Origin of the sequence: Pseudomonas danubii (assembly GCF_042980055.1) — a bacterium.
Lineage (GTDB): Bacteria > Pseudomonadota > Gammaproteobacteria > Pseudomonadales > Pseudomonadaceae > Aquipseudomonas > Aquipseudomonas danubii.
Genome location: NZ_CP116502.1, coordinates 2,459,352 through 2,484,824, shown reverse-complemented (window position 1 = coordinate 2,484,824; position 25,473 = coordinate 2,459,352). Strand labels below are relative to the sequence as shown.

The 25,473-nt window shown below is 63.3% G+C and carries 16 protein-coding genes; 5 read left to right on the top strand and 11 right to left on the bottom strand.

Features of this window, described 5'->3' with window-relative positions; all coding sequences use genetic code 11:
* Window positions 1-261: 261 nt before the first annotated feature.
* Window positions 262-1,971: a single-stranded-DNA-specific exonuclease RecJ gene (gene recJ, locus PFZ56_RS11445; protein WP_110596457.1), complete on the bottom strand. Its 1,710-nt coding sequence runs from the start codon at window positions 1,969-1,971 to the stop codon at window positions 262-264.
* Between the two features lie 57 nt (window positions 1,972-2,028).
* Window positions 2,029-2,571, bottom strand: coding sequence for a YaeQ family protein (locus PFZ56_RS11440; protein WP_011059467.1), 543 nt, complete (start codon window positions 2,569-2,571; stop codon window positions 2,029-2,031).
* Window positions 2,572-2,790: 219 nt separating this feature from the next.
* Here PFZ56_RS11440 and PFZ56_RS11435 point away from each other — a divergent pair, with 219 nt between their 5' ends.
* Window positions 2,791-4,527, top strand: coding sequence for a hypothetical protein (locus PFZ56_RS11435; protein ID WP_123393623.1), 1,737 nt, complete (start codon window positions 2,791-2,793; stop codon window positions 4,525-4,527).
* A 139-nt stretch (window positions 4,528-4,666) separates the two neighbouring features.
* Window positions 4,667-6,397 (top strand): hypothetical protein, encoded by a 1,731-nt coding sequence (locus PFZ56_RS11430; protein ID WP_170001085.1) that lies wholly within the window; start codon window positions 4,667-4,669, stop codon window positions 6,395-6,397.
* A gap of 29 nt (window positions 6,398-6,426) precedes the next feature.
* Here the strand turns inward: PFZ56_RS11430 and PFZ56_RS11425 are convergent, their stop codons facing one another.
* From PFZ56_RS11425 to PFZ56_RS11400, 6 genes are all read right to left on the bottom strand, one after another.
* Window positions 6,427-7,116: a phospholipase D-like domain-containing protein gene (locus PFZ56_RS11425; protein WP_102878510.1), complete on the bottom strand. Its 690-nt coding sequence runs from the start codon at window positions 7,114-7,116 to the stop codon at window positions 6,427-6,429.
* Between the two features lie 39 nt (window positions 7,117-7,155).
* Window positions 7,156-12,300, bottom strand: a complete 5,145-nt coding sequence (locus PFZ56_RS11420) for a DNA repair ATPase (protein ID WP_170001086.1) — start codon at window positions 12,298-12,300, stop codon at window positions 7,156-7,158.
* A gap of 192 nt (window positions 12,301-12,492) precedes the next feature.
* Window positions 12,493-14,568, bottom strand: a complete 2,076-nt coding sequence (locus tag PFZ56_RS11415; RefSeq protein WP_170001087.1) for a flotillin family protein — start codon at window positions 14,566-14,568, stop codon at window positions 12,493-12,495.
* A gap of 36 nt (window positions 14,569-14,604) precedes the next feature.
* Entirely contained in the window at window positions 14,605-15,246 is a 642-nt protein-coding gene (locus PFZ56_RS11410) for an OB-fold-containig protein (RefSeq protein WP_102878508.1), read from the bottom strand.
* A 66-nt stretch (window positions 15,247-15,312) separates the two neighbouring features.
* A complete protein-coding gene (locus PFZ56_RS11405; protein ID WP_102861313.1) occupies window positions 15,313-16,008 on the bottom strand; it encodes a PspA/IM30 family protein in 696 nt (231 codons plus the stop codon).
* Window positions 16,009-16,023: 15 nt separating this feature from the next.
* Entirely contained in the window at window positions 16,024-16,644 is a 621-nt protein-coding gene (locus PFZ56_RS11400) for a YjfI family protein (RefSeq protein WP_123393630.1), read from the bottom strand.
* A gap of 318 nt (window positions 16,645-16,962) precedes the next feature.
* Between PFZ56_RS11400 and PFZ56_RS11395 the strand changes: the two genes are divergently transcribed.
* Entirely contained in the window at window positions 16,963-18,162 is a 1,200-nt protein-coding gene (locus PFZ56_RS11395; protein ID WP_102861311.1) for a CaiB/BaiF CoA-transferase family protein, read from the top strand.
* Between the two features lie 76 nt (window positions 18,163-18,238).
* A complete protein-coding gene (locus PFZ56_RS11390; RefSeq protein ID WP_372820911.1) occupies window positions 18,239-19,090 on the top strand; it encodes a TIGR02285 family protein in 852 nt (283 codons plus the stop codon).
* Between the two features lie 168 nt (window positions 19,091-19,258).
* Here the strand turns inward: PFZ56_RS11390 and PFZ56_RS11385 are convergent, their stop codons facing one another.
* Window positions 19,259-19,546 (bottom strand): DUF3509 domain-containing protein, encoded by a 288-nt coding sequence (locus PFZ56_RS11385; protein ID WP_102861309.1) that lies wholly within the window; start codon window positions 19,544-19,546, stop codon window positions 19,259-19,261.
* Window positions 19,547-19,764: 218 nt separating this feature from the next.
* Here PFZ56_RS11385 and PFZ56_RS11380 point away from each other — a divergent pair, with 218 nt between their 5' ends.
* A complete protein-coding gene (locus PFZ56_RS11380) occupies window positions 19,765-20,418 on the top strand; it encodes a response regulator transcription factor (RefSeq protein ID WP_170001088.1) in 654 nt (217 codons plus the stop codon).
* Window positions 20,419-20,436: 18 nt separating this feature from the next.
* Here the strand turns inward: PFZ56_RS11380 and PFZ56_RS11375 are convergent, their stop codons facing one another.
* On the bottom strand, window positions 20,437-21,702 hold the full coding sequence (locus PFZ56_RS11375) for an EAL domain-containing protein (RefSeq protein ID WP_102878504.1): 1,266 nt from the start codon (window positions 21,700-21,702) through the stop codon (window positions 20,437-20,439).
* Between the two features lie 90 nt (window positions 21,703-21,792).
* The gene (locus tag PFZ56_RS11370; protein ID WP_170001089.1) at window positions 21,793-25,407 is read right to left on the bottom strand and encodes an ATP-binding protein; all 3,615 of its coding nucleotides are present in this window, start codon (window positions 25,405-25,407) and stop codon (window positions 21,793-21,795) included.
* Window positions 25,408-25,473 lie beyond the last annotated feature (66 nt).

The following is a 25,473-nucleotide window of genomic DNA, read 5'->3' as shown; positions in this document are numbered from 1 at the left end:
AGACTAGTCGACAACACTGCCGCCGACAGAGTGCCCGAGCAAAAAACTGCCCCACCGGCCCTTGTAGCCGCTGCCGCAGGCTGCGACCGGCTTGGGCGGCATTCCGACGCAGCAGACGCGGGATTTGAAGTCTGCCAGAGGTTCGGCGGGAGATCGCCAGGCAAGGCCCTGCGGGCCTTTTCGCAGCCTCGCCATAGGCTCGACAGCGGCTACAGGGGCAGCGGGAGGGCGCCGGGCACGGCTCGGCGGCCCTTTCGCAGGTTAGCGCGGTTCGATATGGGCAATCATCAACTGCACGGTTTCCTGGCCACGGAACTCGTTGAGGTCGAGCTTGTAGGCCAGCTCCACCCAGCGGATGGTCGGGTTGGGCCAGACTTCGCGGTCGATGCCGAAGGCGATGCCGTCCAGCTTCAGTGAGCCGCATTCGCTGCGCAGCACCACTTTCAGATGACGCTCGCCAACGATGCGTTGCTCCACCAGTTCGAACACCCCGTGGAACATCGGCTCGGGGAAGTGCTGGCCCCAGGGACCGGCGTGGCGCAGGGCGCGGGCCAGTTCCAGGTGGAACTCTTCCACCGCCAGGGTGCCGTCCGACAGCAGGCGCCCGGTGAGGTCTTCTTCGCGCAGCTGGCGCCGCACCTCTTCGTCGAAGGCCTCGGCAAAGGCCGGGAAGTTCTGCTCCGGCAGCGACAGGCCGGCGGCCATGGCGTGGCCGCCGAACTTGCTGATCAGTTGCGGATGGCGCGCGGCCACGGCGTCCAGGGCGTCGCGGATATGGAAACCCGGCACCGAACGCGCCGAGCCTTTGAGCATGCCCTCGCCAGCGTCGGCAAAGGCGATGGTCGGGCGGTGGTAACGCTCTTTCAGGCGCGAGGCGAGAATCCCGATCACCCCCTGGTGCCACTCGGCGTCGAACAGGCACAGGCCGAACGGCATGGATTCCACCGGCAGCTCCTTGAGCTGGGCCAACGCTTCGCGCTGCATGCCCTGCTCGATGGACTTGCGGTCCTGATTCAGCTCGTCGAGCTGGGCGGCCATGGCCCGGGCGGCGGAAACGTCGTCGCTGAGCAGGCATTCGATGCCCAGGCTCATGTCGTCCAGGCGTCCGGCGGCGTTGAGCCGCGGGCCGAGGATAAAGCCCAGGTCGGTGGAGGTGATGCGCGAGTGATCGCGCTTGGCCACTTCGAGAATCGCCTTGAGCCCCGGCCGCGCGCGACCGGCGCGAATCCGCTCCAGGCCCTGGTGCACCAGGATGCGGTTGTTGGCGTCCAGGGGCACCACGTCTGCCACGCTGCCCAGGGCCACCAGATCCAGCAGCTCGCCGATGTTCGGCTGCGGCCGGGTTTCATAGCGACCCAGGCTGCGCAGGCGCGCACGCAGGGCCATCAGCACATAGAAGATCACCCCGACCCCGGCCAGGGCCTTGCTGGGGAACTCGCAGCCCGGCTGGTTGGGGTTGACGATGGCGTCCGCCGCCGGCAGTTCATGGCCGGGCAAGTGGTGGTCGGTGACCAGCACTTGCAAGCCTGCTGCCTTGGCTGCGGCCACGCCTTCGACGCTGGAGATGCCGTTGTCCACGGTGATCAGCAGCTGCGGCTCGCGCTGCAGGGCCACGGCGACGATTTCCGGGGTCAGGCCGTAGCCGTATTCGAAGCGGTTGGGCACCAGGTAATCGACGTGGGCCGCGCCCAGCAGGCGCAGGCCCAGCACGCCCACGGTGCTGGCGGTGGCGCCGTCAGCGTCGAAGTCGCCGACAATGAGGATGCGCTGGCGTTGGTCCAGGGCGGTCACCAGCAGGTCCACCGCGGCGTCGATGCCCTTGAGCTGCTGATACGGGATCAGCCGCGCCAGGCTCTTGTCCAACTCCTCCACCGATTGCACGCCACGGGCGGCATAAAGGCGGGTCAGCAGTGGCGGCAGATCGCCAAGAAAGGGCAGGACGGCGGGCAACTCACGGGGTTCGATACGCATGGGCTAACAGCAACTTCTCTTGGAGGACGGTGGATCGTTCAGGGGCAGAGCAGGCGATCAGCCGCGCTCCCCCAGCAGCCATTCCAGCTGCACTTCGTGCTGGCCGCGATCGTCGGTGACGAAGATCGTGCCTTCGCTGATCATCACGTCCCACTTGATGACGCGTGGCATGTCCTTGGCCAGGGTCTCAAGGACCTCCTGGGGCACGCCGGCGATGTTGAGGTTCTTCAGGTTCTTCACCGCGTCCAGCACCCGGGTCTGCCAGACCCGCAGGCTGCCGTAGGCCAGCAGGCTGGTGCGCTCGGTGCGGCGCGAGCACCAGGTCAGGCGATCGGCGTCCGGCTGGCCGACTTCGATCCAGTGCAGGACGCGGTCATCCAGGCTCTTTTCCCACAGGGCGGGTTCATCCACATCCGACAGACCCCGACCGAACGACAGGTGCTCGTTGTACCAGAAGGCGTAGGCCAGCAGCCGCACTGTCATGCGCTCTTCAGTTTCCGAAGGGTGACGGGCGATGGTCTGCTTGACGCTTTCATAGACCCCGCGGTCGAGGTCGGTCAGGTTCAGTTCGAATTTGTAGGTGGTGGACGGCTGGGCCATGTGCGGGCTTCTTGAGTGTGCGAAAAGGCGGCAAGTCTAACCCGAAACCTGCCGCCCTGCCCGACCACTGACCGGGCCAACCCTGCTCTGGATGACATCCGCTGAAACGCATTGGCTGGGTAAAGTCGGTTGCCAGCCTGTAGCCATGGCTTTATAACCCCGCGCAAACCGGCTGGCGCGTAACGCGCCAGAGCCGCAGTTCAATAGAAAAGGACGTCCATGACCCTCTTTGTCATCCTGCTTGTCATCGCACTGGTGTTCATCGCACTGATTCTGTACTCCCGCCGGAAAATCGCCGAACAGAGCGAGGGTCTGGTAATGACCAGCAACCTCACCGCCCAGATCAATCAGACCCTGCTGCTGAGCAAGGCCGAGCCGCTGCTGGCGCTGAAACTGGCAGAGACGCTACCCGGCGAGGCCCGGGAACTGGCCTTGCAACTGGTGGCCAGCGAGCTCTACCTGGCAGGACACAAGGCCCAGGCCCTGGCGATCTACCAGCAACTGCCGCCCCACGCCCGGGACTACGTGCTCAATACCCTGATCGAAACACTGCTCGACACCGACGATACCCAAGCCTGCCTGGAACTCCTGGAGAACTGGGGTGAAGCCCTGCCCAGCTGGCCGCTGCTGCAAGTGCGTATCCTTCAGGCCCGCGGCGAACAGGACCAGGCCCTGGCCGTACTGGGCGAACTGAGCGACCCGCGCCAAGCGGCCGCCCAGGAACGCCAGAGCATCGGCAACCTGCTGATCCTGGCGCGCCTGCAGCATCAGGCCGGGATGCAGGATGCGGCGCTGGCCAGCGTCGAGCAGGCGTGGTCGGCGTTTGAAGAAACCGAAGAGGGCCATCGCCAGTCGACGCTGCGCAGCCTGTTCGAAGCCTGCGCAACCCTGGGTCAGTTCGACACGATCCTGACCCGGGCCGCGCCATTGCCGGCAGAAGAACAGGCCCAGGCAGTCGCCGCCCTGATCAAGGCCGCTCAGCTGGACTCAGCCCTCAACCTGCTGGCCCCCATCAACGAGGCGCTCTACTCCACCACGTACAGCGAACTGATGGACCTGACCCTGGCCCTGCCGCCGATCGATAACGCCCTGCGCCTGCTGGACAAAGCCCCCGACCGGGATCGCTACAGCCTGCTGCTGAGCCTGCTGAACCATCTGGCAGCACAAGGCCAGACCGCAGAAGCCGAAGCACTGCTGCTGACTCTGGAACCTGAACCGAGCCAGCATCCCGGCCTGATGCTCAGCCTCTGTGAGCAGCACCACGCCACGCAGCCGCAATGGGCCGAGGCACTGCTGGCCAAGGCGCTGCAACAGATCGACGGTTACAAGAATGACCATGAGTTCTGGAGCGGCATACGCATGCAGGCCCTGCGCACCCAGCTCCAGCTGCAAAGCCGGCTGCCGGCCCATCGCCGGGACAGCTGGCTGGTACGCAGCAGCCTTGAGGAGTTGCACCGCCTGCACCAGCAGCAAGACGGCGAACAGCAATTGCTGTGCATTCGCGAGCAGACCACGTTGCTGCACGACCTGGGTCAGACCGCCCAGGCCAGGACCCTGTTGGAGCAGGCCCTGGCATTGCTGGACAGCGACAGCCTGCCGGAGGTCGATGAGATGGACACAACCTTCTACCTGGAGGACATCGCCAGCGCCTACCTGAGCATCGACGAAGCAGAGCAGGCCCAGGCCCTGCAGGATCGATTGCACAGCCTGGAGGCCGGTAGTCGCGACCTGGAAGAGGACCTGCTGCTCAATCACATCGAGCACCAGCGTTACGCCCAGGCCATCGAGGCCCTGACCCTGAGCGTCTTGCTCAGCAACAAGAAGCCTCTGTCACGCCTGTATCAGGCCCTGGAGGAGCTGCAGCAACGGGCCCCCGAGCGGGCCAGCGAACTCCAGCAACAGCTGCTGGAGCGGTTTAGCAGCGGGATGGCCTGGCGCGCCTTCCAGGCGAACTGACCCAGCGGCCTTTTGCGCGCCCCCAACGGGGCGCTATTGGCGTCCAAGGGCTTGACCATCGGCTCCAGCCGTTTCAATGCCGGCAGCACATTGCCGCGGTCCGCCAGGCTCAGTTCTCGCCCCCAAGGAAAACCGAATCATGGAAGTGTTTATCATCCTGCTGCTCATCACCGGCGTGATCTCGCTGCTGGTGGTCTATGCCCACAAGGGCAGCGGCAATGACCAGGGCACCAGCCTGGGCATCAACCTGGACGAGGAGGCGCAGATCTATCGCTCGGCGTACCTGAGCGCCGTCGAACCGCAGGTGGCCCTGCAACTGGCCCAGCGCCTGACGGGCAAAGCCCGGCAACAGGGGCTGCTGCAGATACCCGCCGCGCTGTACCGGCAAGGCAACCAGGCCCAGGCCCTGGAAGTCCTGGCCGAGCTCGATGAAACCTACCAGCCCATGGCGCTGTACCGACTGCTCGAAACCCTGCTCGACAAGGACGGCCCGCAGGCGGTGCTGAGCCTGTTGGAGCGCCTGCATCAGCCCCTGCCGTCAGCGCCCCTGCTGCGCATCCCGCTGTTGGTGGCCCGCGGTGAACTTGAGCAGGCCCGCGCCTTGCTGGTGACCTTCGGTGTCGAGCAGTTGAACCAGGGCTGTGCCAGTGAGCACCGAAAGTTGGCGACCCTGCAACGCAGTGTGGGCCTGGCCGAGCAGGCCGCCATCAGCCTCGGCCTGGCCTGGCAACTGCTGCTCAAACAGCCGGCCGACGAACTGGACCCGTATGAAGTGGAACAGACCCTGCGCGAGTTCCGTGCCCAGGGGCAGGACGCGCAGTTCCCGGCCATGGCCGCGCAATTGCCCGCGTCGGCCCAGATCATCGTTGTGGTCTTGCTGATACAAGCCGGGGAATTCGACGCCGGATTCGAACTGCTGGCGCAGAACCCCGAGCCCGATGACTACTGCGGCTACCCACCGCTGCTCAAGCTGATCCTGGACGCCAGCCGCCCGGATCTGGCGGCACCGCTGATCGCCCAGGTGCCAGTGAGACACGCCAGCGAGATGCTGCTGAGCCTGTTGCACTGGCATGTCGCGCGCCATGAGCTGGCCGAGGCCGAGGCGGCCTTGCAGGCCTGCGCGATCGCGCCCTCGCAGCGTCTCTGGTGCCTGCTCTCTCTGTGGCGCACCTACCTCGAGGAGCACCCGCATTGGTGCGCCCACCTGCTGGAGCAGGCCCTGCTGACACTGGAGACCTGGCGTGGCGCTGAGCAATGGCCGTGGCATCGCCTGCTGATCGTGGAAACCCAGTTGTGGGTGCAGGCTGCCCTGGCGCCCCAGCGCCGCGACAGCGAGCTGATCCGCAACGGTCTTGAGGAAGTGGCGCTCCTCAACACCCAGCTCGAATACGCCGATCGCCCGGTGAAACAGGCAGCACAGGCCAAATTGCTGCATGACCTGGAACAGACCCGGCAAGCCATCGAACTGCTGGACCAGACCGTGCAAGCGCTCGACGACGAAGCTCAGAATACGGCGATGGACCCTGCGGAAAAAAACTACCACCTGGCACAGCTGGCACTGGTCTACCTCTACATCGACGAGCAGGCAAAAGCCGCCGAGCTCAAGAGCCGCCTGGAACAGAACCTGTCCTATGCCAGCCAGTTGAGCCACGCCACGCTGCTGAACCATATCCGTCAGCAACGTTTCGAAGAAGCCATTGCCGGCCTGGAACTGGGCAGCCTGTTTAACAGCGAAAACCCGCTGCAGCAGTTGCACCTGGCCCTGGAAACCCTGAGCCAGAGCGCCCCCGAACAGGCCCATAGGTTGCGCCAGAAACTCCTCGACAGGCTGGCCGACGACAGCCTCTGGAGTCAGCCGAGCGCCGCCTGAGGCCGAGTACTGGCCCGCCGCGGCACGCCTTAACGCGGCGCGTAGCGGGCCCAGAGTTCGTTGAACTCCTTGAGGTAACTGACCACCAGTTGCGGGTGGTCGATCACCAGCAGGTTTTCCTCGTTGCCGGTGGTGGCGCTGCGGGTCCAGTTGAAGCTGCCGTTGAGCAAGGTTCGGCCATCGAACACGGCGAACTTGTGGTGCATGTGGAACGGCGTGTCGTCGATCCGCACCGGCACCCCGGCCTCGCGTAGCACGGCGATATCGCTGCCGACATCGAACTGCTTTTCACTGTCGCTGATCACCCGCACGGCCACGCCGCGCTGGTGGCAGGCGCGGATTTCGTCGCTCAGTTGATCGTCGGAAATGGTGAACACGCAGATATCCACCGAGATCCGGGCCTGGCGGCACAGGTCGCGGATCTTGCGTCGGCAGTCTTCACCGGGGCTGAAGTGGGCGCTGGCCATGTCGCGCACCGGGGCGCTGTTGGCGTCCAGGGTCTTGACCACCTGCTCCAGCCATTTCAACGCCGGCAACACATTGGCGCTGTCCGCCAGGCTCAGTTCCCGTACCAGATCGAAAGCCCGATTGCGCAGGTAACGCACTTGATCGGCACTGAGTTCGCTGCCCAGTTGGCGCAGCTCGTCCCGCTCTTCGTTGCTCAGTTTCAGGTCCTGCAGGCTGTCGCGCAGCTGCTGGTCCAGGTGGGCAAAATCCATGTTGTGATCCTTGGCTGTTCGCCGGCAAGCCGGCTCCTACTATTGGGAGTCCTTGAGGGTGGGCACATCGCCGTGGCTGAGCATGCGGCTCAGTTCGTCCACACGCGTGGCGATGTCGCCGATGCGCTGGTGGCTGTGCAGATCGACGTCGATCTTCTTGTGCATGACCTTGATCAGCGGCAGGAAGCTATTCTCCAGGTGCTCGGAGAGGTTTTCCAGCACCGCGCGCAGGTCATGCTGCTGTGCGGGCCGGGCCAGGCCGCGTACGCCTTCCACCAGATCGTTGAGCTGGGCCACGACCCGGGTGCCGACATCGCTGTCGCTGCCGCCCATGGAGCGGTTACGCACGAAGTCGCGCTTGATCTGGGTCCAGCGTTCGCTCTGCTCCGGGGTCTGGTTACCGCGCAGTTCGGCGAGCTTGAGCAGGTTTTCCTCGGCGCCGGTGGTCAGCAACTGGGATTCGCCCTGGTAGTGGTCGGCCAAGAGTTGCAGGAGCTCGGCATCGTTCATCACCGCCGAGATCTTCTCGGCCATCTTGTTCATGTTGCGGTAGCTGCCCTGCAGCTTGAACGGTGGCTCGCTGCGGTACTGGTCGGCCTGGGCGGCGCTGGCGATGTACTGCTGGTTGACCCGCAGCACCACGTCGCGCACTTGCATCAGGCGTTGCAGGGTGGTGGTGATCTCGTTGATCTCGGCGCCGCTGTAGCTGTGGCTCAGTTCGTTGCTGGAGAAGGCCTTGCCCTCGGCCTTGGCGACGAAGCGGTAGACGTCGGCCATGTCGCGGGTGGCCAGGGGCGCCAGCACCGGGTTGGAAGTCAGGCCGTTCTCGATGTAACTCAGGGCGAAGGCTTCCTGCATGCCGCCCAGGGTGTCGCCGAGGTTATAGATGTCGGCCCGGTTGGCCAGCATGTCGGGGATCTTGAACACCTCGCCGGACTCGGTGTACGGGTTGCCCGACATCACCACGCAGAACTTCTTGCCGCGCATGTCGTAGGTCTTGGTGCGGCCTTTCCACACGCCTTCGATGCGCCGGGTGCCGTCGCACAGCGAGATGAACTTCTGCAGGAATTCCGGGTGGGTATGCTGGATGTCGTCGACATAGAGCATCACGTTGTTGCCCATCTCCAGGGCCAGGTTGAGTTTCTCCAGTTCCTGGCGCGAAGTAGCGTCCGGTGCCTGGGCCGGGTCCAGGGAACGCACCTGGTGACCCAGGGCCGGGCCGTTGATCTTCATGAAGATCAGGCCCAGGCGGTGCGCCACGTATTCCATCAGGGTGGTCTTGCCGTAGCCCGGTGGCGAAATCAGCATCAACAGGCCCATCAGGTCAGTGCGCTTGTTCTCGCCCACGGTGCCCATCTGCTTGGCCAGGTTGTCGCCGATAAAACCCAGGTACACATCGTTGATCAGCTTGTTGCGCACGAACGAGCTCAGCGGCCGCGGCTTGAATTCGCTCAGGCGCAGGGCCGAGCGCTCACGACTGATGATGCCCTGGCGCAGCGCCTGGTAGCGCTGCAGGCCGGGCAGGAACTGTTCGCGGTGGGCCCGCAGGCGAGCGAAGAAACCATCCACGGTGAGGGACAGGCTGCGCTCGTGAATGCGTGGGTGTTCGCCCATCAGGTTGTCGACCTTGAACCGCAGGTCGACTTCAGTGATGCGTTTGGCAAAGTCTTCCCGCAGCAGCGACAGGGCCACCGCCTCGGGCACGTAGTCGGCCCACTCGGCGAACTCGCCCTCGGCGCACAGGGCCGAGAGCCAGTTCTCGGTCAATGCCCACTGAGCAGCAGGCCGCTCCACCAGCCGCGCCAGGGCCTGCTGGTAGTCGTCCCACATCCGCGCGCCCTGCAGACGCAAGGTCAGGGCTTCCTGCAGTTGCTTGGCGTATTTGCTGAAGGTGAATTCGATGCGTTCTGCGGCCAGTTCCTGAACCAGGTACTCGGCGGCCTCCGGCAACAGCTCGGCGGCCAGGGTGAAGGCGTGCTGCTGATGCCAGTCACTCAGTGCCGCGAGGATTTCCTCCTGCAACTGCAGCAAGCCTTCACGACGCCCGAACAGCTGCTGAATATGCCGGCTGGTGCGCGCCCGCTCGACCCATTGCTGCGGTTGCGGCTGGTGCTGCTGGCGGCCCCAGAACAGCGTGGCGAAGGCCCGCGCCGCCGCGCCGAAGCGCAGCAGGCCGGCGCTGTCGCGCAGCGGTAGCAGTTGCAACAGGATCGCCGCCGCATCGTGATCGTGAATGCCCTTTTCGTAACCTTCCTTGTAGCGCGGCGCGGCGAAGTCGCGGATCACCCGCGCCAATTCCTCAGGCTGCGCCAGCAAGGGTTTCAGGCTTTCCAGGCTCAGCCCTTCCACGCCCCGGTCGGCAGCGTCCAGCACTTGTCCGGCCAGGTACTCGGCGCGGTACAGCTGGGCCGATTCCGACTCCAGAGCCACCTGCCAGAAGTCGCGCAGGGCTTCCAGCTCGGGGTCGCGCAGAGGTTCGAGGAAATCCGTGCCGGTGAGGTGCAGGTGCAGTTCGTCGCCCCGGGGCATCAGGGTCAGGTCCAGCTCCTGGGTGTTGACGCTGAAACGGTGGCGCGGCCCCAGCTTGATGATGTTGCCGCCCTCTTCGAACAGCTCGGTCTTGTCGCGCAGGGCCCGTACGGCCTGATCCCGGGCGCCCTTGAGGCGCGACTCGACGTCGTCAGCCTTGACGCTGTCCTTGAGCTCGCGCAGGCGCTCGGCCAGCTCCCGCAGCTTGAGGATCAGCGGGTCGGCGGCGAAGAACGCATTGAGCTCCTCGGCCTGGGTGAACTTGGCGGTGCGCCGGCCGAGGCTGTCGAGAATCCGCCGCGCCGCATCCAACAGGCCCTGGGCCTTGCGCTGGCGCTCGTCGAGCAGCGATTGCTTGTGGGCCTCGAAGGTTTCCAGCAACTCCTCGCGCTTGCCGAGGATGTCGCCGAGGAACTGTTCGTGATCACCGAAGCGGCTCTCCAACTCCTCCAACTGCACCAACAAGCGCGACAGTTGCTCGTCACAGCGCTCGGGGTCCTGGGCCTGGGCCAGGGCATTGGTGATGCCCTGGCTGAAGAGTTTGAACTGGGCCCCGAACTGGGCCACGGTTTCGGTCGAGCCCAGGCCCTTGCGCCGCTGTTCGGCACGGGCCTTGGCCTGGTTCAGGCGGGCGTAGATCTGCGAGATGGATTCGATGATCCGGGTGCGCTGGGTGGCGTCGTCGATCTGCAACGAGGCCATCAGGCTCGACAGCATATCCAGGTCGCCAGCCATGGATTGCAGAGCGCCCAGGGGCTCGCTGAGCTGGGCCACGGTTTCGGCTTTCTGCGCCTGGGCGTCCAGGGTTTCCAGCTGAGTGACGAAGGGCTGCAGGGCCTGATCGCTGGCCAGGAAGGTCGCGGTGCCGGCGGCGGTGCGCTCCTGGGCCTTGAGCAAATCGGCTTCCATGGCGTCGATGCGCGCCACGTCGATGTAGCGGTAGTCGCGAATGGTCAGCAGCAGACCGCGCTGGGCGGTGATGCCGTTAAGGGCATCGACAAAGCTCTGCACCTGATCCCAACTGTCCACCAGCAGGCTGTCGAGCAGGGTTTTCTGCTTGGCCTCGGCGGCCACCATGGCCTGGTCCGACTGACGGCGGATGCTTTCGACTTTCTCGTACTCATCCAGCACCAGCTCAGAGGTGGAAGCCACCTCGCGCAGCAGCGGCGCCAGGCCATCCAGCTCGGCACTGCCCAACCAGTGGTACACATCGAACAGACGCCGGGTGTTCTGGCACAGCAACGAATAGCGCTGCACCGACACCGCCGGGGTGTCGATCTCGCGGCACAGATCGTAGAGATCGGAGACGCTGCGCACCAGTTCGGCATTGCCGATGCGCCCCAGGAAACCGCTACGGGTCGGTTGCCGCGCGGCGTATTCCTCGGTGAAGAACGGCGTCTGCCAGATCTGCATCGGATGCACCCGGGTCGGCTCTTCGCCCTCGGCAGCGAAGATCACCATGCGCCCGTCTTCCAGGCGTGCGTAGCCGTGGCCGAACAGCGGGTTCTGCAACTGGCGGTTGATCATGTTGTAGGTCAGCAGCACCGAGCGTCCCTGCTCCGGGTGGTAGAAGATGTACTGCACATCTTCACCGTTGGGCGAGCGCACCGAGCGCTTGAAGCGCATGCCTTCCATGGACTGTTCGAAGGTCTTGTACTCGCCGCTTTGCAGGTAGTAACCGCCGGGGAAGATGATCCCGTGGTCTTCCGGCAACTGCACGCAGGCCAGGCCGATGGCGTCGATGCGCTCTACCTGGCGAGTCAGGCTGTTGAACACCAGGTAGCGCCACTGCTCTTCACGGTACGGCAGGACCTTGAGCAGGATCAGGCTGCCCAGGCGGGCGAATTCGATCTGCGAATCGTCCAGGGACTGGGTCTTGTCCAGCACCTCTTCGCGGTAGATGCCCAGGCCCGACTCGGTGTTGTTCTCGACCTTGATGGTCAGGTCACCGCCGATGGTTTCGACGAACACCGTGTCGAGGATGTTCAGGTGCGGGAAGCGGCCTTCGACCACCATCTCACGGGTGGCCTTCTTCCATTCGAAATCGAAGGGCGCCGGCAGGGCGATATCCCGCTCGCCGCGGTTGTCGATGTACCGGACATCCCGTCCGTCCACCGAGATCGACCAGCGGAACACCCGCACATCGGTGACGCGCTCGCCAATCTGGAAACTCGCCAGCAGCTTGCCGTCACGGATCGCCAGTTGCAGCAGGCGGGTGTTCTTGTAATAGGTGTAGAGCTCGTTGAAATCATTGAGGAAGCCCTGGGCAGAAAGGAAGCTGCCTTCCAGGGGCACGGGCTCGGCTTCGTAGCCTTCGCCCTCTTCCACCAGCCGGTAGAGGGAAAACACGTCGGCGACGCTGGTTTCCTTCTTCAGGCCGATAAATACGTTGTAGCCGAACAACAAGCAGTCGCCGACCTGGACGATGTCCCGGGCGATGCAGTTGTTCTCGGTACGGATGCGCACCCGCCCGACCACTTCCATGCGGCTGTTGCCGAACTCGTCGAGACGCCTCTGGTTGAGGTCGTCGGTGGTGGCCCGCAGGCGCTGGCCCTGGTCCAGCAGGCGCTTGTGCAGCACCTCATAGGCGCCGCCTTCGGCGACGGCCTTGTCCAATACGTCCTGCGGGGGAGTTGCGACTTGAGCGTCCGACATCGTGGCCTTCCTGGATCTACGGCGGTGTGCAAAAAAAGCGGGCTCCTCAAACCTGGAGCCCGGTACCCGACACAAGGCCGGTAGCCGCTGCCGCGGGCTGCGTGCTTGAGGGCCCGAAGGCCCTCAAGGGCTGCGCCTCCTACGGAGTCGGTCGCAGCTTTCGGCAGCGGCTACAGGTGTGTCAGGTGTGGGTCAGGCTTCGGCAGACGGCGCGTCGGCCTTGCGCGAGACGGCAGCGGCGGCCAGTTCAGCGGCAACGGCCGGGGCACCCTTGCCATTGAGCAGGCGTGCCAGGACGTCCTGGACCACCGGGCTCTTGCCCACCACGCCCTCGATGGCCTTGCCCACCGACAGCGATTTGGCGAAGGAATTAAAGAAGTCGCCTTCGCCGCCGACGATTTCGATCTTGGCCTTGCTGAGGGCGGCGGACAGCACTTCGGCCTGGTCCTTGGCGATGTCCTTGTTGGCGGCGATGGCGGCCATCGCTTCCTCGAAGTTCTTCTCCAGTTGCATGCGGAACTCTTCGTGCTGGCGAGCGCTGTCGCTGAGGGAATCCAGGGCACCGAACTTCTTGCCCAGGCCTTCGGCTTCGGCGTTCAGACGCTGCAGCAGCACTTCGGCTTCGGCCGAACCCAGGTCCTTGGTGGCCTTGGCCTTGGCCGCGCCCAGTTGCTCTTCGCCACGGGCTTGAGCACCGAGTTTCTCTTCCATGACCTTGGCTTCCGCCAGGCCGTCCTTCTCTTTGGCAGCCGCCTGGGCTTCCATGACGCGGGCGTCGGCCAGGCCTTTTTCCTGCTCGCCGCGAGCTTCGGCAATCAGCTGCTCGGTGCGTACGCGGGCTTGAGCCAGGCCTTCTTTTTCCTGGGCCGCTGCGGTGATTTCCAGCACGCGGGCATCGGCCAGACCAGGCGCGGCGCGCTCGGCTTCCAGGCCTTCGGCCAGGCGCTTCTTGGCTTCGGCCTGTTTGGCCGCCGCTTCCAGTTCGGCCTGGGCCAGGTTGTTGATCTCCACGGCCTTGTGCTTGGAGCGAGTCTCGTCGGCTTCGGCCTGTTTGACCTGACGCACCAGATCCTGCTCGGCTTCGGCCTGGGCCTGGATCACCACCACTTGCTTGGCGCGTTCGGCTTCGGAAATTTCGCGCACCTCCTTGATCCGCTCTTCTTCCTGGGCCACGGTCTTCTCGACCGCTACCCGCTCACGAATCACGGTGGCGATGTTCTTGCGCTGCTCTTCCAGAGCCTTTTCTTTCTCGATGCGCTGCAGTTCCACTTCACGCTCACGGGCCACTACTTCCAGGTCCTTGGCGCGGGTGACTTTCTCCACTTCGATGACCACCGCACGCTGACGGTTCTGCTGGGCCACTTCGACTTCGCGCTGATGGTTCTCGGTGCGCACGTCGATTTCCTGCTGGGACTGAATGCGTGCTTGCTCGGCCTTCAGGCGCTCTTCTTCCTTGACCTTGGCGGTCTCGGCTTCCTCGCGGGCGCGGATGGTTTCGATCTCGCGCTTCTGCCGCGCTTCGGCGTCGGCCTGCTGGCGTTCGAGGGACAGCGAGGCTTCGCGGGTCTCGACGTTTTTCTTCTGGATCGCCAGTTCCTGGTTGCGCTCCAGTTCGTTGGTGATGACGTTCTGCGCCGCGGTCAGCTCGGTGATCTTGCGGATACCTTCGGCGTCGAGGATGTTGCTCGGGTCCAGGGAGTGCTTGGCGGTCTGCTCCAGGTAGTCGATGGCCACGTCTTCCAGCACGTAGCCGTTGAGGTCGTTGCCGATGATCTCGATGATGCGGTCGCGGAAGTCCTGGCGGTTCTCGAACAACTGGACGAAGTCGAACTGCTTGCCCACGGTCTTCAGCGCTTCGGAGAACTTGGCGTTGAACAGCTCGTTGACCGCGGCGCGGTCGGAGGCACGGTCGACACCGATGGCCTTGGCCACCTTGAGCACGTCTTCCTGGGTTTCATTGACCCGCAGGTAGAAAGCCACGGTGATGTCGGCGCGCATGTTGTCGCGGCAGATCAGACCATCCTTGGCCCGACGGTCGACTTCCAGGGTGATCAGCGAGATCCGCATGAACTCCTTGAGGTGGATGACCGGGTACACCAGGGCGCCGGTGAAGTGCACCTTGGGCGTCGAGGACATGTCGTTGACGATCAGCGCCGTGCCTTGGGGGACCTTGATATAGAAGGCCTTGAACAGGGCCAGCAGGCCGAAGACCACCAGAACGACGAGGCCGATCCCGAGCAGGATGGGCAGCAGCGACGGTAAATTCATGCAATCAATCTCCTTTGATTCTGAGGAAGCCCGGGCTCAGAGGCCGCGAAACTCGTCCTCGGTAATGACCCGATAGGCGTGTTGCGCCTCCAGATACTCCAGTAACACGACGCGATCGCCGCGTTTGAAAGCTCGCGCCTCATCGGCACGCACACGCAGGATCAGGCCCGCGCCGCCGTTCTCGAGCACGGCTTCGCCGTGTTCCAGGGTGACTCTGCCGCTGCGTACCACGGCGGTCTGCCCCAGCACCGACTGGCTGCTGGTGGCTTCCATCTTGTGAAACAGCGGACGCAGCGGACGGCAGATGGCCGCGCTGATGGGGGCCGCCAGAAACAGCGCAACCACAGCCAGCAACAGGCCCAGGGGATAGCGCAGCCAACCCAGGGGCAGGTGGCTGAGGACGTAGAGTTCGGCGAAATAGGTCAGGAACCAGCTGAAGAACATCAGCAGGGTCAGCACCAGGGTGACCGGCACCCCGTTGAGCTTGAACTTGATCAGCAGCCCGGCCAGGCCTTCAGTGGCATGGCCGCCTTCGAGCAGCGAATCAGCCTCGAAGTCCAGCAGATCGACCTCGAGCATGCCCATGGCCACCACGGCCCAGTAGATCACCGCCAGGCAGAGCATGAAGCTGAACAGCACTGTGGGGAACGACAACACTGTCTGCAGGAAGATTTCCATTGCTTTCCTATCCCTGAAAAAGCCGGGCAAGGCCCATCGGCCCCGCCCCTACAACACAACGATGAATCAGGACTTGTTGCGATCCTTGAGGCGCGCCAGCACGCTGTCGGCGCTGGTGCTGCCGGCGACGATCCCGGCCTCGCGCAACTTGGCGTCCAGGGCATCGTCGGGGTTGCTGGTGCTGGCCAGCTCCGCTGCGGCTTCCATCTTCGCCGCACGCTCGGCCTGCTTCTGCTTGATCCGCTCCAGGGACTCCACCGCGGTGTGCAGCTTGCTCTGCGAGCCGCCGTAGCGCTGGGCCACGGCCTGCTGAGCCTTCTGCACGCTCTCGGTGGCCTTGACGGTATCCACCTGTTGTTTCAGATGTTTGATATTGCCTTCGGCCTGGGTCACGGCCTTGCGCAACTGGGCCACGCTGGCGGCAAAGCCATCGGCCTGCTCGCGCTCGACCGCCAGGTCATTTTCCAGATTGGCGATCTTCTGCGCCACTTCCTGGGCAAGATTTTCATTACCCGCTTCCAGGGCCTTGAGGGCGTAGCTTTCATACTCGGCGATCTTCGCCGCGCTGCCATTGGCGCGCTCGGCGGCGAGTTTCTGCCGAGCCATGATCTCGGCCAGGGCTTCCTTGGACTTGCGCAGTTCCTGGTCGGCGTCGCGGATTTCCTGATCGAGAATCCTCAGGGCCTGGCTGTCCACCATGGCTTCGCCCGCCTCATTGGCGCCACCGCGCAGGGCGGTAAGCAACTTGCTCCATACGTTCATGTGCATTCCTCCAGGTCAGGCCTGAGCCTTCAGGTAGCCTTCATAGGCCTCGGTAGCCCTGATCACGTTGCTGGCCAGGGTTTCGATCTCGTAAAGCACGTTGGAGAGGATCGAGGTGGCGCTGAGCGCACCGAACATCATGTAGAAGCGCTCGCCGCCCAAGCCGGTTTCCAGACCGATGCTCGACAGCGGGAACAACTGGCGGCTGAGCAGCACTTCTTCATTGAAGGCTTGCACATCGGTGACTTCGCTTTGCGGCCAGAGCAGGGCTTCGACCAGGATCTGCTCGCCGGACAGGGCGACAAACAGCGGCAGGTCGCCGTATTCGCGCATGGTCACGTGCAAGCTCGGTTCGGCGCCTTCAAGCAGTTCAACGCTGGCTTCGCCGCTGCTGAACAACTCGGTGGCCATCAGGGCCTGGCACAGCGATCGGGCATTCCAGATCTGCGGCATGCTCATTTCTCCATCCTTTTCCACAGGAGCCAGCCCCTCGGAGGGCTGACGCAGTTTGCGTTCAACCGCCAGCAACGCCTGGGCGTTCTCGGGCAGTATCCAGACTTCCTTTTTCACCAAGCCCTGATCACGCAGGCGCTGGCGGAATAAACGTTGGTAATGGGCTGAGGATTTGTTTTCCATGGCGCACAGACTAGAGCATCACATGTAAGACTTTCAATTCATCACATGTAATTTTTTAAAAGGGTATTTGTAACAATAGTTTTCTATCGACCAGCTCGGAACAAAACATCGAACCTGTCACGGGGCATAGACCAGATCGAAGGATTTGCAACCGCCCTTCTCATGAAAGGCGCCATTAAACCCGCCACCCCAGAGAATGAGAAGCACAATTATCCCGCCATCGACCTGCAAATAATGAATGAAGGCCACCGTCCAGCGCTGCCTTAATGGCAACCAATGGTCTAGGCTAGGCGGATTTTCCTGCCCAGCGGATGCCCCATGAACAGCCTCAGCAAGCCCCTCGCCGGATTGAAAGTGATCGAACTCGGCACCCTGATCGCCGGCCCCTTCGCCTCGCGCATCTGCGCCGAGTTCGGTGCCGAGGTGATCAAGGTCGAGTCTCCGGACGGCGGCGATCCGCTGCGCAAGTGGCGCAAGCTGTATGAAGGCACTTCGCTGTGGTGGTTCGTCCAGGCCCGCAACAAGAAATCCCTGACCCTGAACCTCAAGCATCCCGAAGGCCTGGCGGTGCTCAAGCAACTGCTGGCCGAAGCCGACATCCTGATCGAAAACTTCCGCCCCGGGGTCCTGGAAAAGCTCGGCCTGGGCTGGGACGTGCTGCACGCCCTCAACCCCAAACTGGTGATGGTGCGCCTGTCGGGCTTCGGCCAGACCGGCCCGATGAAGGACCAGCCGGGCTTCGGTGCGGTGGGCGAATCCATGGGCGGCCTGCGCTATATCACCGGCTTCGAGGATCGTCCGCCGGTACGCACCGGAATTTCCATTGGCGACTCCATCGCGGCCCTGTGGGGCGTGATCGGCGCGCTGATGGCCCTGCGTCATCGCGAGGTCAACGGCGGCCAGGGGCAAGTGGTGGACGTGGCGCTGTACGAGGCGATCTTCGCCATGATGGAAAGCATGGTTCCGGAGTTCGATGTGTTCGGTTTTATCCGCGAGCGCAGCGGCAACATCATGCCCGGCATCACCCCGTCTTCGATCCACACCAGCGCCGATGGCAAGCATGTGCAGATCGGCGCCAACGGCGATGCGATCTTCAAGCGCTTCATGCTGCTTATCGGTCGCGACGACCTGGCCAACGATCCCGCCCTGGCCAGCAACGACGGACGCGATACCCGCCGCGATGAACTCTATGGCGTGATCGACCGCTGGGTGGCCTCCCTGCCCCTGGACCAGGTACTGCAGCAGCTGAATCAGGCTGACGTCCCGGCGAGCCGGATCTTCAGCGCCGAGGACATGTTCCACGACCCGCAGTTCCTCGCTCGGGAAATGTTCCTCCAGGCCAAACTGCCCGACGGCAAGCCCTTCAAGATGCCCGGCATCGTGCCGAAACTCTCTGAGACGCCCGGCTCCGCGGACTGGGTCGGCCCCGAGCTCGGCGAGCATTCGACAGAAGTCCTGGCGAGCCTGGGCTACAGCAGCGAACAGATCCAACACTTGCGCAACTCTGGGGCGATCTAAGCTGAAAAACCGGTTTTCCATCAGCGCCCTGTCCGGCGCCCATCCACCCTTCCTACGCCGTCGCCTTAGGTGCTGCGTGACGTTTCTGCTCGCCCTGCTGTGGCTGCCGAACGCCTTCAGCGAACCCAAGGAGACGCTGTTCTGGCTGCTGCGAGACCTGCCGCCACTGAGCATTTTCGAGGGCGAGCAGAAAGGACAAGGGGTTATCGACCTGCTGATGCCGCAACTGATCGCCAGCCTGCCGGAGTACCAACAACAGATAGTGCGGGTCAATCGCGCCCGGGGCATGCAGATGCTGCGCGAGCCGACCTTCGTCTGCGACCCGTCGCTGATCATGAACAAGGAACGCGAACAGTGGGTGACCTTCTCCATCACCAGCTTCCGGGTCCTGAGCAATGGCCTGGTGATCCGCCGCGCCGACCATGAACACCTGACCCCGTTCGTCCGGGAGGGCAAGGTCGATCTGCGCGCCCTGCTCGCCAGCGGCCAGGAAAAAGTCGGAGTGGTTGCCGAGCGCAGCTATGGCCAGCAAGTCGATAACCTGCTGCATGCAGCCCCCGCGGACTCGGTCAATGCCCACCACGGCAACGACGCCCTGGGCAGCCTGTTGCAGATGCAGCGCCTGGGGCGCCTGCGTTTGTTGCTGGGCTACTGGCCGGAGATTCGCTACCAGGCAATGCAGCAAGGCATGGACCCGCAGGAGCTGGAGTTCTATCCGATCCAGGGCACCCAGCAGTATCAGGAGATCCATATCGGCTGCAGCAAGACCGCCCAAGGGCGACAAGCCATAGCCCGGATCAACCAGGCCCTGCTCAAGCTGCGTGAGGATCGCCTGGTTGAGCTGTATGCCGCCTGGCTGGAGCCGGAGATGCGCGACCCATACCGTGCCGACGCCCGGGCCTATTTCCGCGATCTGCACGACCACTGACAAATCCCGGGCAAAAAGAAACCCCGAGAAGTGGGGAGACGACTCGGGGTTAAACGCGGTCTTTGACGACCGGTATCAGCCGGCTACAAGCACCGGAGCACAATGCCTGATCCTGCTGATACTGAGTCTGACTGACCGGGTGACAGGAAGGTTCCGCAAAAATTTGCATCAGTTGCGCTGATCGAACACCTTGCCTTCAGCTGCATGGCGCAACGCGGCGATCACACAGGGTTCCAGCCGGCCTTCGGCGATCAGCACGTCACGGTGCAGACCATCGACTACGTCGGTAAGCAGGCGCTTGTCGGTGAGCTGGGCCTGATTGACCTCACGCTCCAAGACCATGGCGCCAGCCGCGTTCTTCAGGGTCACCAGGCATTCGCCATGGCCGCCGCAAGGCGTCAGTGTGACCTGGTACGGACTCAGCGACTCGCTCAACAAAAGACTGATACTTTCCATCTAGATCACCACTCAATAGCTCGAATTAGAGGTTCGAAAACAAAAATGCCGGTAGCTTTCTGACATTCAAGTGACCATCGCTCAGAGAAGAAAGTTCGCCACACCTACTGCTGCCGACCTGAGTCATTCGAGCATGCACGGGTAACATGACAGATATAAAACGGCCGACCAGGCGCAAACCACGCCGCCGTTGCATTGGAGCCCAAGCTTTGAAAGCAATGTCGAACAACAAATTGCGCATCATCCTTGCCGACGATCACCCGATCTTCCTGATTGGCTTGCGTGCCGTGCTGGAGCAGGACGACAGCCTGGCCATTGTCGGTGAAGCCCGCTCGCCTTCTGCCCTGAGCCAGCTGATGCAGGAAGTCGAGTGCGACGTGCTGGTAACGGATTTCATGATGCCCGAGGAGCAGCAGAACGACGGCCTGCGCCTGATCGAGCAATTGCGCCGGCATCATCCCGACCTGCCCATCGTGGTGGTGACTATGCTCAATCACGCCGGGCTGTTTCGCTCGATCCTCGACCTGGGGGTGATGGGGTTGCTGAGCAAGGCCAGCCTGGCCGATGAACTGCCGTCAGCGATTGCCCATGCGCGACAGCACAAACGCTATGTGGCCCAGGCCATCAGGCGAGCATTGAGCCTTGCCGGTGAAGTGGGACCGGATCGACTGGTCTCCAAGGATCAGTTGTCGCCCCGGGAACTGGAAGTGATCCGCCTGCTGGCCGCCGGCCATGCGGTGGGAACCATCGCCACTCAGCTCAACCGCAGCAAACAGACGGTCAGCGCGCAGAAAGTCAGCGCCATGCGCAAACTGGGCCTGGCCAGCGAAGCCGCGCTGTACATCTATGTCCAGGAACACGGGCTGTCTTAGGCGCCACGGGCAGCGACCTTAAGCACACAAACCGGCGGCCTGCCCATCCAGGCCGTTGCTGCCCACGCCTGGGGTCTCGGCCAGCCATTGGCGCATCTGGGCGGCACTCATCGGCGGGGCGATGAAACAACCCTGCAGATGAGCCGCCCCCAGGCCCCTGGCCGCCACACAATCGGACTCGGTCTCGATACCGGTCACCACCACCCCCAGGGACATGCGTCGCGCCATGTTCATCGCACCGCCGACCAGCGCCCGCTTGCGCTCATCCGCGGCCATGCCGGCGACAAACACCGGAGGGATCTTCAGCTCGGTGAACGGCAACTCCAGCAAGCGCTGCAGGCTGGTTCCACCGGTGCCGAAATCGCCGATGGACAACTTGCAACCAATCATCCGCAGGCGCAGCAGCGCCTCCACATGGGCGGTATCGGTCTGCAGTTGCGTGGTGTCGATGACTTCCAGGGTCAGCATCCGGGCCGGCACTTCGAAGCGCCTCAGCAACGCCTCCAACTGACGGGGGAACAACGGCCGCTCAAGGATGCCGGTGGGAATGTTCACGGCAACCGGCAGCCAGTAGCCCAGCACCAGTTTCACCCCGGCCACCAGTTCCAGTGCCTGCTCCAGCATGTGCCAGGTGAAGACCTCTTGCAGGCCGGCGAACTCGATCAGCGGAAGAAATTCGCCAGGCATCAGCAGACCCCGCTCGGGATGCTGCCAGCGCGCTAGCGCCTCGACACCTTGAAGCTCGCCATGCTCATGGATGACCGGCTGAAAATGCGCAACCCCACAACCCAGCACCGCCGCCAGCCCCTCATCCTGAGTCACGTCCTCGAAGACAAAGGGCTCAAGGCCCAGCAAGTCCCGGAGCAATGTCTGGTTCAATTCGGGGCCGGCTGCCCTGGCGTGCTGTTGATAGGCACAGAGCAAGTCGCCGAGCACCGCAGCCGAAGCCGGCTTGGGCAGGCATGCGAGCACTTTCAACCCCAGCTCGCGAGCCATGCCGGCTGTACCTTCAAGGACATCCGGCTCTGCGTCGCTGAGAATGATCAGGGCCTTGGCCAGTTGCTGCTGGGCCAGTTCGCGGATCAACTCCAGGCCATCGGTCTGCTCCAGGTACAGATCGCAGATGGCGATATCCACCGGCCCCTTGCTGTCCAGCGAGCGCCGCGCGGACTCCTGGTTCTCGGCGGTCAGCACGTTGAAGACACCATTGGCGTTGAGCATCTGGTGCAAGGCCATCAATTGGAACGAGTTGTCTTCGAGAATCAGCACTTTTAGCGAATGCATGGGGGCAACCTCCGATCGGCGCAGGTGGGAACAGTCCACTACGGGCCGACACGGTAATCAGACAAGTCCTAATCACACATAGGACAAGTCTTATTCGTCCAGAGCCATCTGAATATCGCTGCGCAAAATCCCCATGACCTCAAGCAGCAGCGGCCATTGACGGCCCAGCGCCTGCTCCTGACGCTCCTTGACCAGCACCTCCAGCTCGATACAGGCCTTGGCCAGGGGCAAGGCGTCGATCAGGCAGCACACACCCTTGAGCCGATGCAAGGTGCCTCTCAGGCGCTCCCAATCCAGCACCGCCAAAGCCTCTTCCAGCGCTTGCTGCTCTTGGGCAAGGTTGCGCAACAGCTCCTGCAACATGCGCTGCAACACGTGTTCGTCGGCCTGGGTCATGCCGCGCAAGGTCTGGATGTTGAAGGATGGCGACGGCAGGAAACGGGCCAGAGACTGGGCCAACTGATCCAGGGTCACCGGCTTGACCAGCAACTGATCCATGCCGGCGCGCTCACAACGCTCGCGCTCGTCTTCGAACGCATTGGCCGTGCAGCCGATCACCGGGCAGGGCGAACGCCCTTCCTGCGCCTCGATCTGGCGGATGGCCTCGGTCAGGGCGTAGCCACTCATGCCCGGCATGTTGCAATCGGTCATCAGCACATCAAAGGTCCCGGAGCGCCAGCGCTGCAACGCCTCACGGGCGTTGTCACAGGCCACGACCCGATGCCCGAGGAACATCAGTTGCTGGCTCAGGACCATGCGGTTGGCGCTCAAGTCATCCACCACCAGCACTTCGATGCTGCGGCTCGGTGGACGCTCGGCAGGCGGCGAGACTTGCGGATCGAGATCCTCGCTGACCCGCTCCAGATACAGCTCGATGACAACAACGGTTCCGGCTCCAGGCTCACTCAGCAGGTGAATGCGCCCGCCCATCAACTCGATCAACTGCCGGCAGATGCTCAGACCCAGCCCGGTGCCGCCATAGGTTGAAGAGGTCATGGCATCGGCCTGGACAAAGGGCGTGAATATCCTCGCTTGCTGCTCGGCACTGATTCCCGGGCCGGTATCCGCGACGCTGATACGCAGACACGGGATACCGGACTCATCCGGCTGGCGCTCCACCGTCACCCGCACTTCACCTTCAGCGGTGAACTTCAAGGCGTTGCTCAACAGGTTGTGCAGCACCTGGCGCAAGCGCAACGGATCAAAGAGATAACGCCCCCGGGCTTCCTCGTGGAAGACCAGTTGCAAATGCACGCCCTGGTTGCGCGCAGTCACCTCGAAGAGCTGCCGGACGCTGTCGAAAAAGGGCTTGAGGGCGGTGACCTGCGGCACCAGCTGCATATGGCCGGCCTCGATCTTGGCCAGATCAAGACTGTCCCCCATCAGGCTGATCAACTCCTGGGCAGACTGATAAGCCACCCGCAGAGCCTCGGAAAAAGGCGCGCCACGCACCCTGGCCTGCTCTTTCTCCAGTTCCAGCAAGCCAACGATGGCGGTCATCGGCGTGCGGATCTCATGACTCATGGTGGAGAGAAAAGCGCTCTTGGCGGCATTGGCCTGGTCGGCGGACCGACGCGCCTCCACCAATTGGTTCTCCAGACGCTTGCGCTCGGTGATATCGATCCAGCCACCCAGCAAGCCCTGCAGACGGCCCTCGGCACTGTAGAACGGCACCGTCCATTGATAGGCGTGGATCGATCCGTTGCGCGTCTGCACCTGGCGGTCGGCGAATACCGACTCCTCGGACGCCAGCAACTGCATGATCTCGCCATGCAGCTGGCGCGCGGTGGCTGCAGGCAGCAGATCCAGCTCTGTCAGTTGTCGCCCCTGAATCTGTTCCAGGCTCGTCCCCAACTGCTGTTCATAACTCTTGTTGCAGGTGATCAGGCGCCCTTGCAGATCACGGACAAAGATCGGGTTGGGAATGCCGTCAAGCAGGGCCCGCATGAACACCAATTGATCGTTGAGCCGTTGCTCGGCTTGCAATCGCTGCTGAATCTGCAGCTTGAGCCGACTGCTCCAGGCCAGGGAAATCAGACCGAACAGCAGCGCGGTGGAAATGGCCCAGTACACCCAGGTCGGCACCCGCTGCCAGACCGGCATCGGCACCGGCGTGGCCCCCAGCCACTTGAGACGGATGGCGCTAAGCTCCGCCACGGGCAGCGCCTCCAGCGACTTGTTGAGGATACTCAGCAGCTCGGGTTGATCCTTGCGCACGGAAAACTCGTCGGCCGACCAGGTACCTTCGACGCTGCGTCCCACCCGCAACCCATCGTCAGCGGGCCCCAACCCCAGCGCCTGGACCTGGACCTCGTTCTGAATGGTGGCCATGGCTTCACCACTGCTGACCAGAGCCCGGGCTTCCTCATAGCTGGCAACGCTGCGCAGCCGAATGTCGGGATAGTAGCGCCGGATGTAGCTCTCAAGGGTATGCCGCGCCGGCAACGCCAGGACCTCACCGGCCATCTGCTCCAGGCTGCTCAGACGGCGATCCTCGGGACGCACGACAAAGACCCAGGCGGCACCACCGAAGGCATGGGAGAAATTCAGGAACAACCGCCGGTCCTCACTGGCCGTGAGGGTAGAAGTCATCTGCGCCTGCCCACTCTCCAGCCACTCAAGGGTCTGTGCTGTGGAAAGGCTCTCCTTGTGCACAAAATGCAGGCCGGTCATGCGCGAGATACGGTTGAGCAAATCGATATTCAGGCCGGCCCAGCGCCCTTCCTTGTCCTTGAACACATGGGGCGGGTATTGCTGGGAGGCGACCATGACATGGGGATGCTGGAGAATCCAGGCCTGCTCCTCGGCGCTGAGCTCAATGCGCTCACCGGAAATATTCGCCCCCAGACCGGTGGTCCAGCGGGCCTGTATTTCCCGTTGCAGGGATTCGTCGATGCTCTGCAGCGCCTGCTCCAGCATGCCTGCCAGCAACGCATTGTCGTCACGAGTGGCAAAGGCGAAACCAGTCGGTGGCAAGCGGCTTTCATCCTGGATGTGCACCGCCAGATAAGGGCGCAGGGCCTTGTAGGCGCGCACGATGACCTCATTACCAATGAAGGCGTCGGCGTCGCCCTGATTCAATGCCTCCAAGCCGCTGTAGAGGTTAGGCGAAAGCATGATCTGACTATTCGGATAGGCCGCATGAACCTGCTCGGCGTTGGCATAGCCATCCAACAACACCAGCTTCTTGCCGGCCAGATCACCACTGGGGCTCGACCCGTCACGGCGAACCACCACCACGGCCCTATCGGGCATGTAATCGCTGGTGAAGCGCAGCCCCGAGAGGCCGCGCTCATAGCCATTGGCACTGGTCAGCACATCGATGGTGCCGTTGCGCAGCGCTTCAACCGCCTGCTCGCGCTCGGAAAACCCCAGGACTTCCATTGTCACGTCCAATCGCTCGCCCACCAGACCGAGGTAATCGGCGCTGATGCCCTGATAGCGATTGCGGTCACGGGTGATGTCGATGGGCTGGTAGTCATCAATGGCGATCCCCACCCTCAGGCGTGGATGCGTCGCCAGCCATTGCTGTTCGGCAGGCGCCAGGGCCAGAGGCTGCAGATCGGCGAACGCCGGCACCAGTTTGAAGGGCAGGTTCTTCACCGTGCCGGCCAGCGCGACACCCCAGAGCACGGCCCAGGCCAGCAGGCCCGCCAGTAGCAGGCCCAGGACGCGCCCTACCCTGTACGTTTGTCGAAGCATCATCCGGGCCTCCCTGCCCCTGGCGGGCCAAGCTTGCGCATGAAAAAACAAAGCCCGTCAGGAGACGGG

Excerpts from the sequence above, each read along its gene's own strand:
- recJ (WP_110596457.1), bottom strand. The coding sequence starts at position 1,971 with ATGCGTATCGAACCCCGTGAGTTGCCCGCCGTCCTGCCCTTTCTTGGC.
- PFZ56_RS11440 (WP_011059467.1), bottom strand. The coding sequence starts at position 2,571 with ATGGCCCAGCCGTCCACCACCTACAAATTCGAACTGAACCTGACCGAC.
- PFZ56_RS11435 (WP_123393623.1), top strand. The coding sequence starts at position 2,791 with ATGACCCTCTTTGTCATCCTGCTTGTCATCGCACTGGTGTTCATCGCA.
- PFZ56_RS11430 (WP_170001085.1), top strand. The coding sequence starts at position 4,667 with ATGGAAGTGTTTATCATCCTGCTGCTCATCACCGGCGTGATCTCGCTG.
- PFZ56_RS11425 (WP_102878510.1), bottom strand. The coding sequence starts at position 7,116 with ATGGATTTTGCCCACCTGGACCAGCAGCTGCGCGACAGCCTGCAGGAC.
- PFZ56_RS11420 (WP_170001086.1), bottom strand. The coding sequence starts at position 12,300 with ATGTCGGACGCTCAAGTCGCAACTCCCCCGCAGGACGTATTGGACAAG.
- PFZ56_RS11415 (WP_170001087.1), bottom strand. The coding sequence starts at position 14,568 with ATGAATTTACCGTCGCTGCTGCCCATCCTGCTCGGGATCGGCCTCGTC.
- PFZ56_RS11410 (WP_102878508.1), bottom strand. The coding sequence starts at position 15,246 with ATGGAAATCTTCCTGCAGACAGTGTTGTCGTTCCCCACAGTGCTGTTC.
- PFZ56_RS11405 (WP_102861313.1), bottom strand. The coding sequence starts at position 16,008 with ATGAACGTATGGAGCAAGTTGCTTACCGCCCTGCGCGGTGGCGCCAAT.
- PFZ56_RS11400 (WP_123393630.1), bottom strand. The coding sequence starts at position 16,644 with ATGGAAAACAAATCCTCAGCCCATTACCAACGTTTATTCCGCCAGCGC.
- PFZ56_RS11395 (WP_102861311.1), top strand. The coding sequence starts at position 16,963 with ATGAACAGCCTCAGCAAGCCCCTCGCCGGATTGAAAGTGATCGAACTC.
- PFZ56_RS11385 (WP_102861309.1), bottom strand. The coding sequence starts at position 19,546 with ATGGAAAGTATCAGTCTTTTGTTGAGCGAGTCGCTGAGTCCGTACCAG.
- PFZ56_RS11380 (WP_170001088.1), top strand. The coding sequence starts at position 19,765 with ATGTCGAACAACAAATTGCGCATCATCCTTGCCGACGATCACCCGATC.
- PFZ56_RS11375 (WP_102878504.1), bottom strand. The coding sequence starts at position 21,702 with ATGCATTCGCTAAAAGTGCTGATTCTCGAAGACAACTCGTTCCAATTG.
- PFZ56_RS11370 (WP_170001089.1), bottom strand. The coding sequence starts at position 25,407 with ATGATGCTTCGACAAACGTACAGGGTAGGGCGCGTCCTGGGCCTGCTA.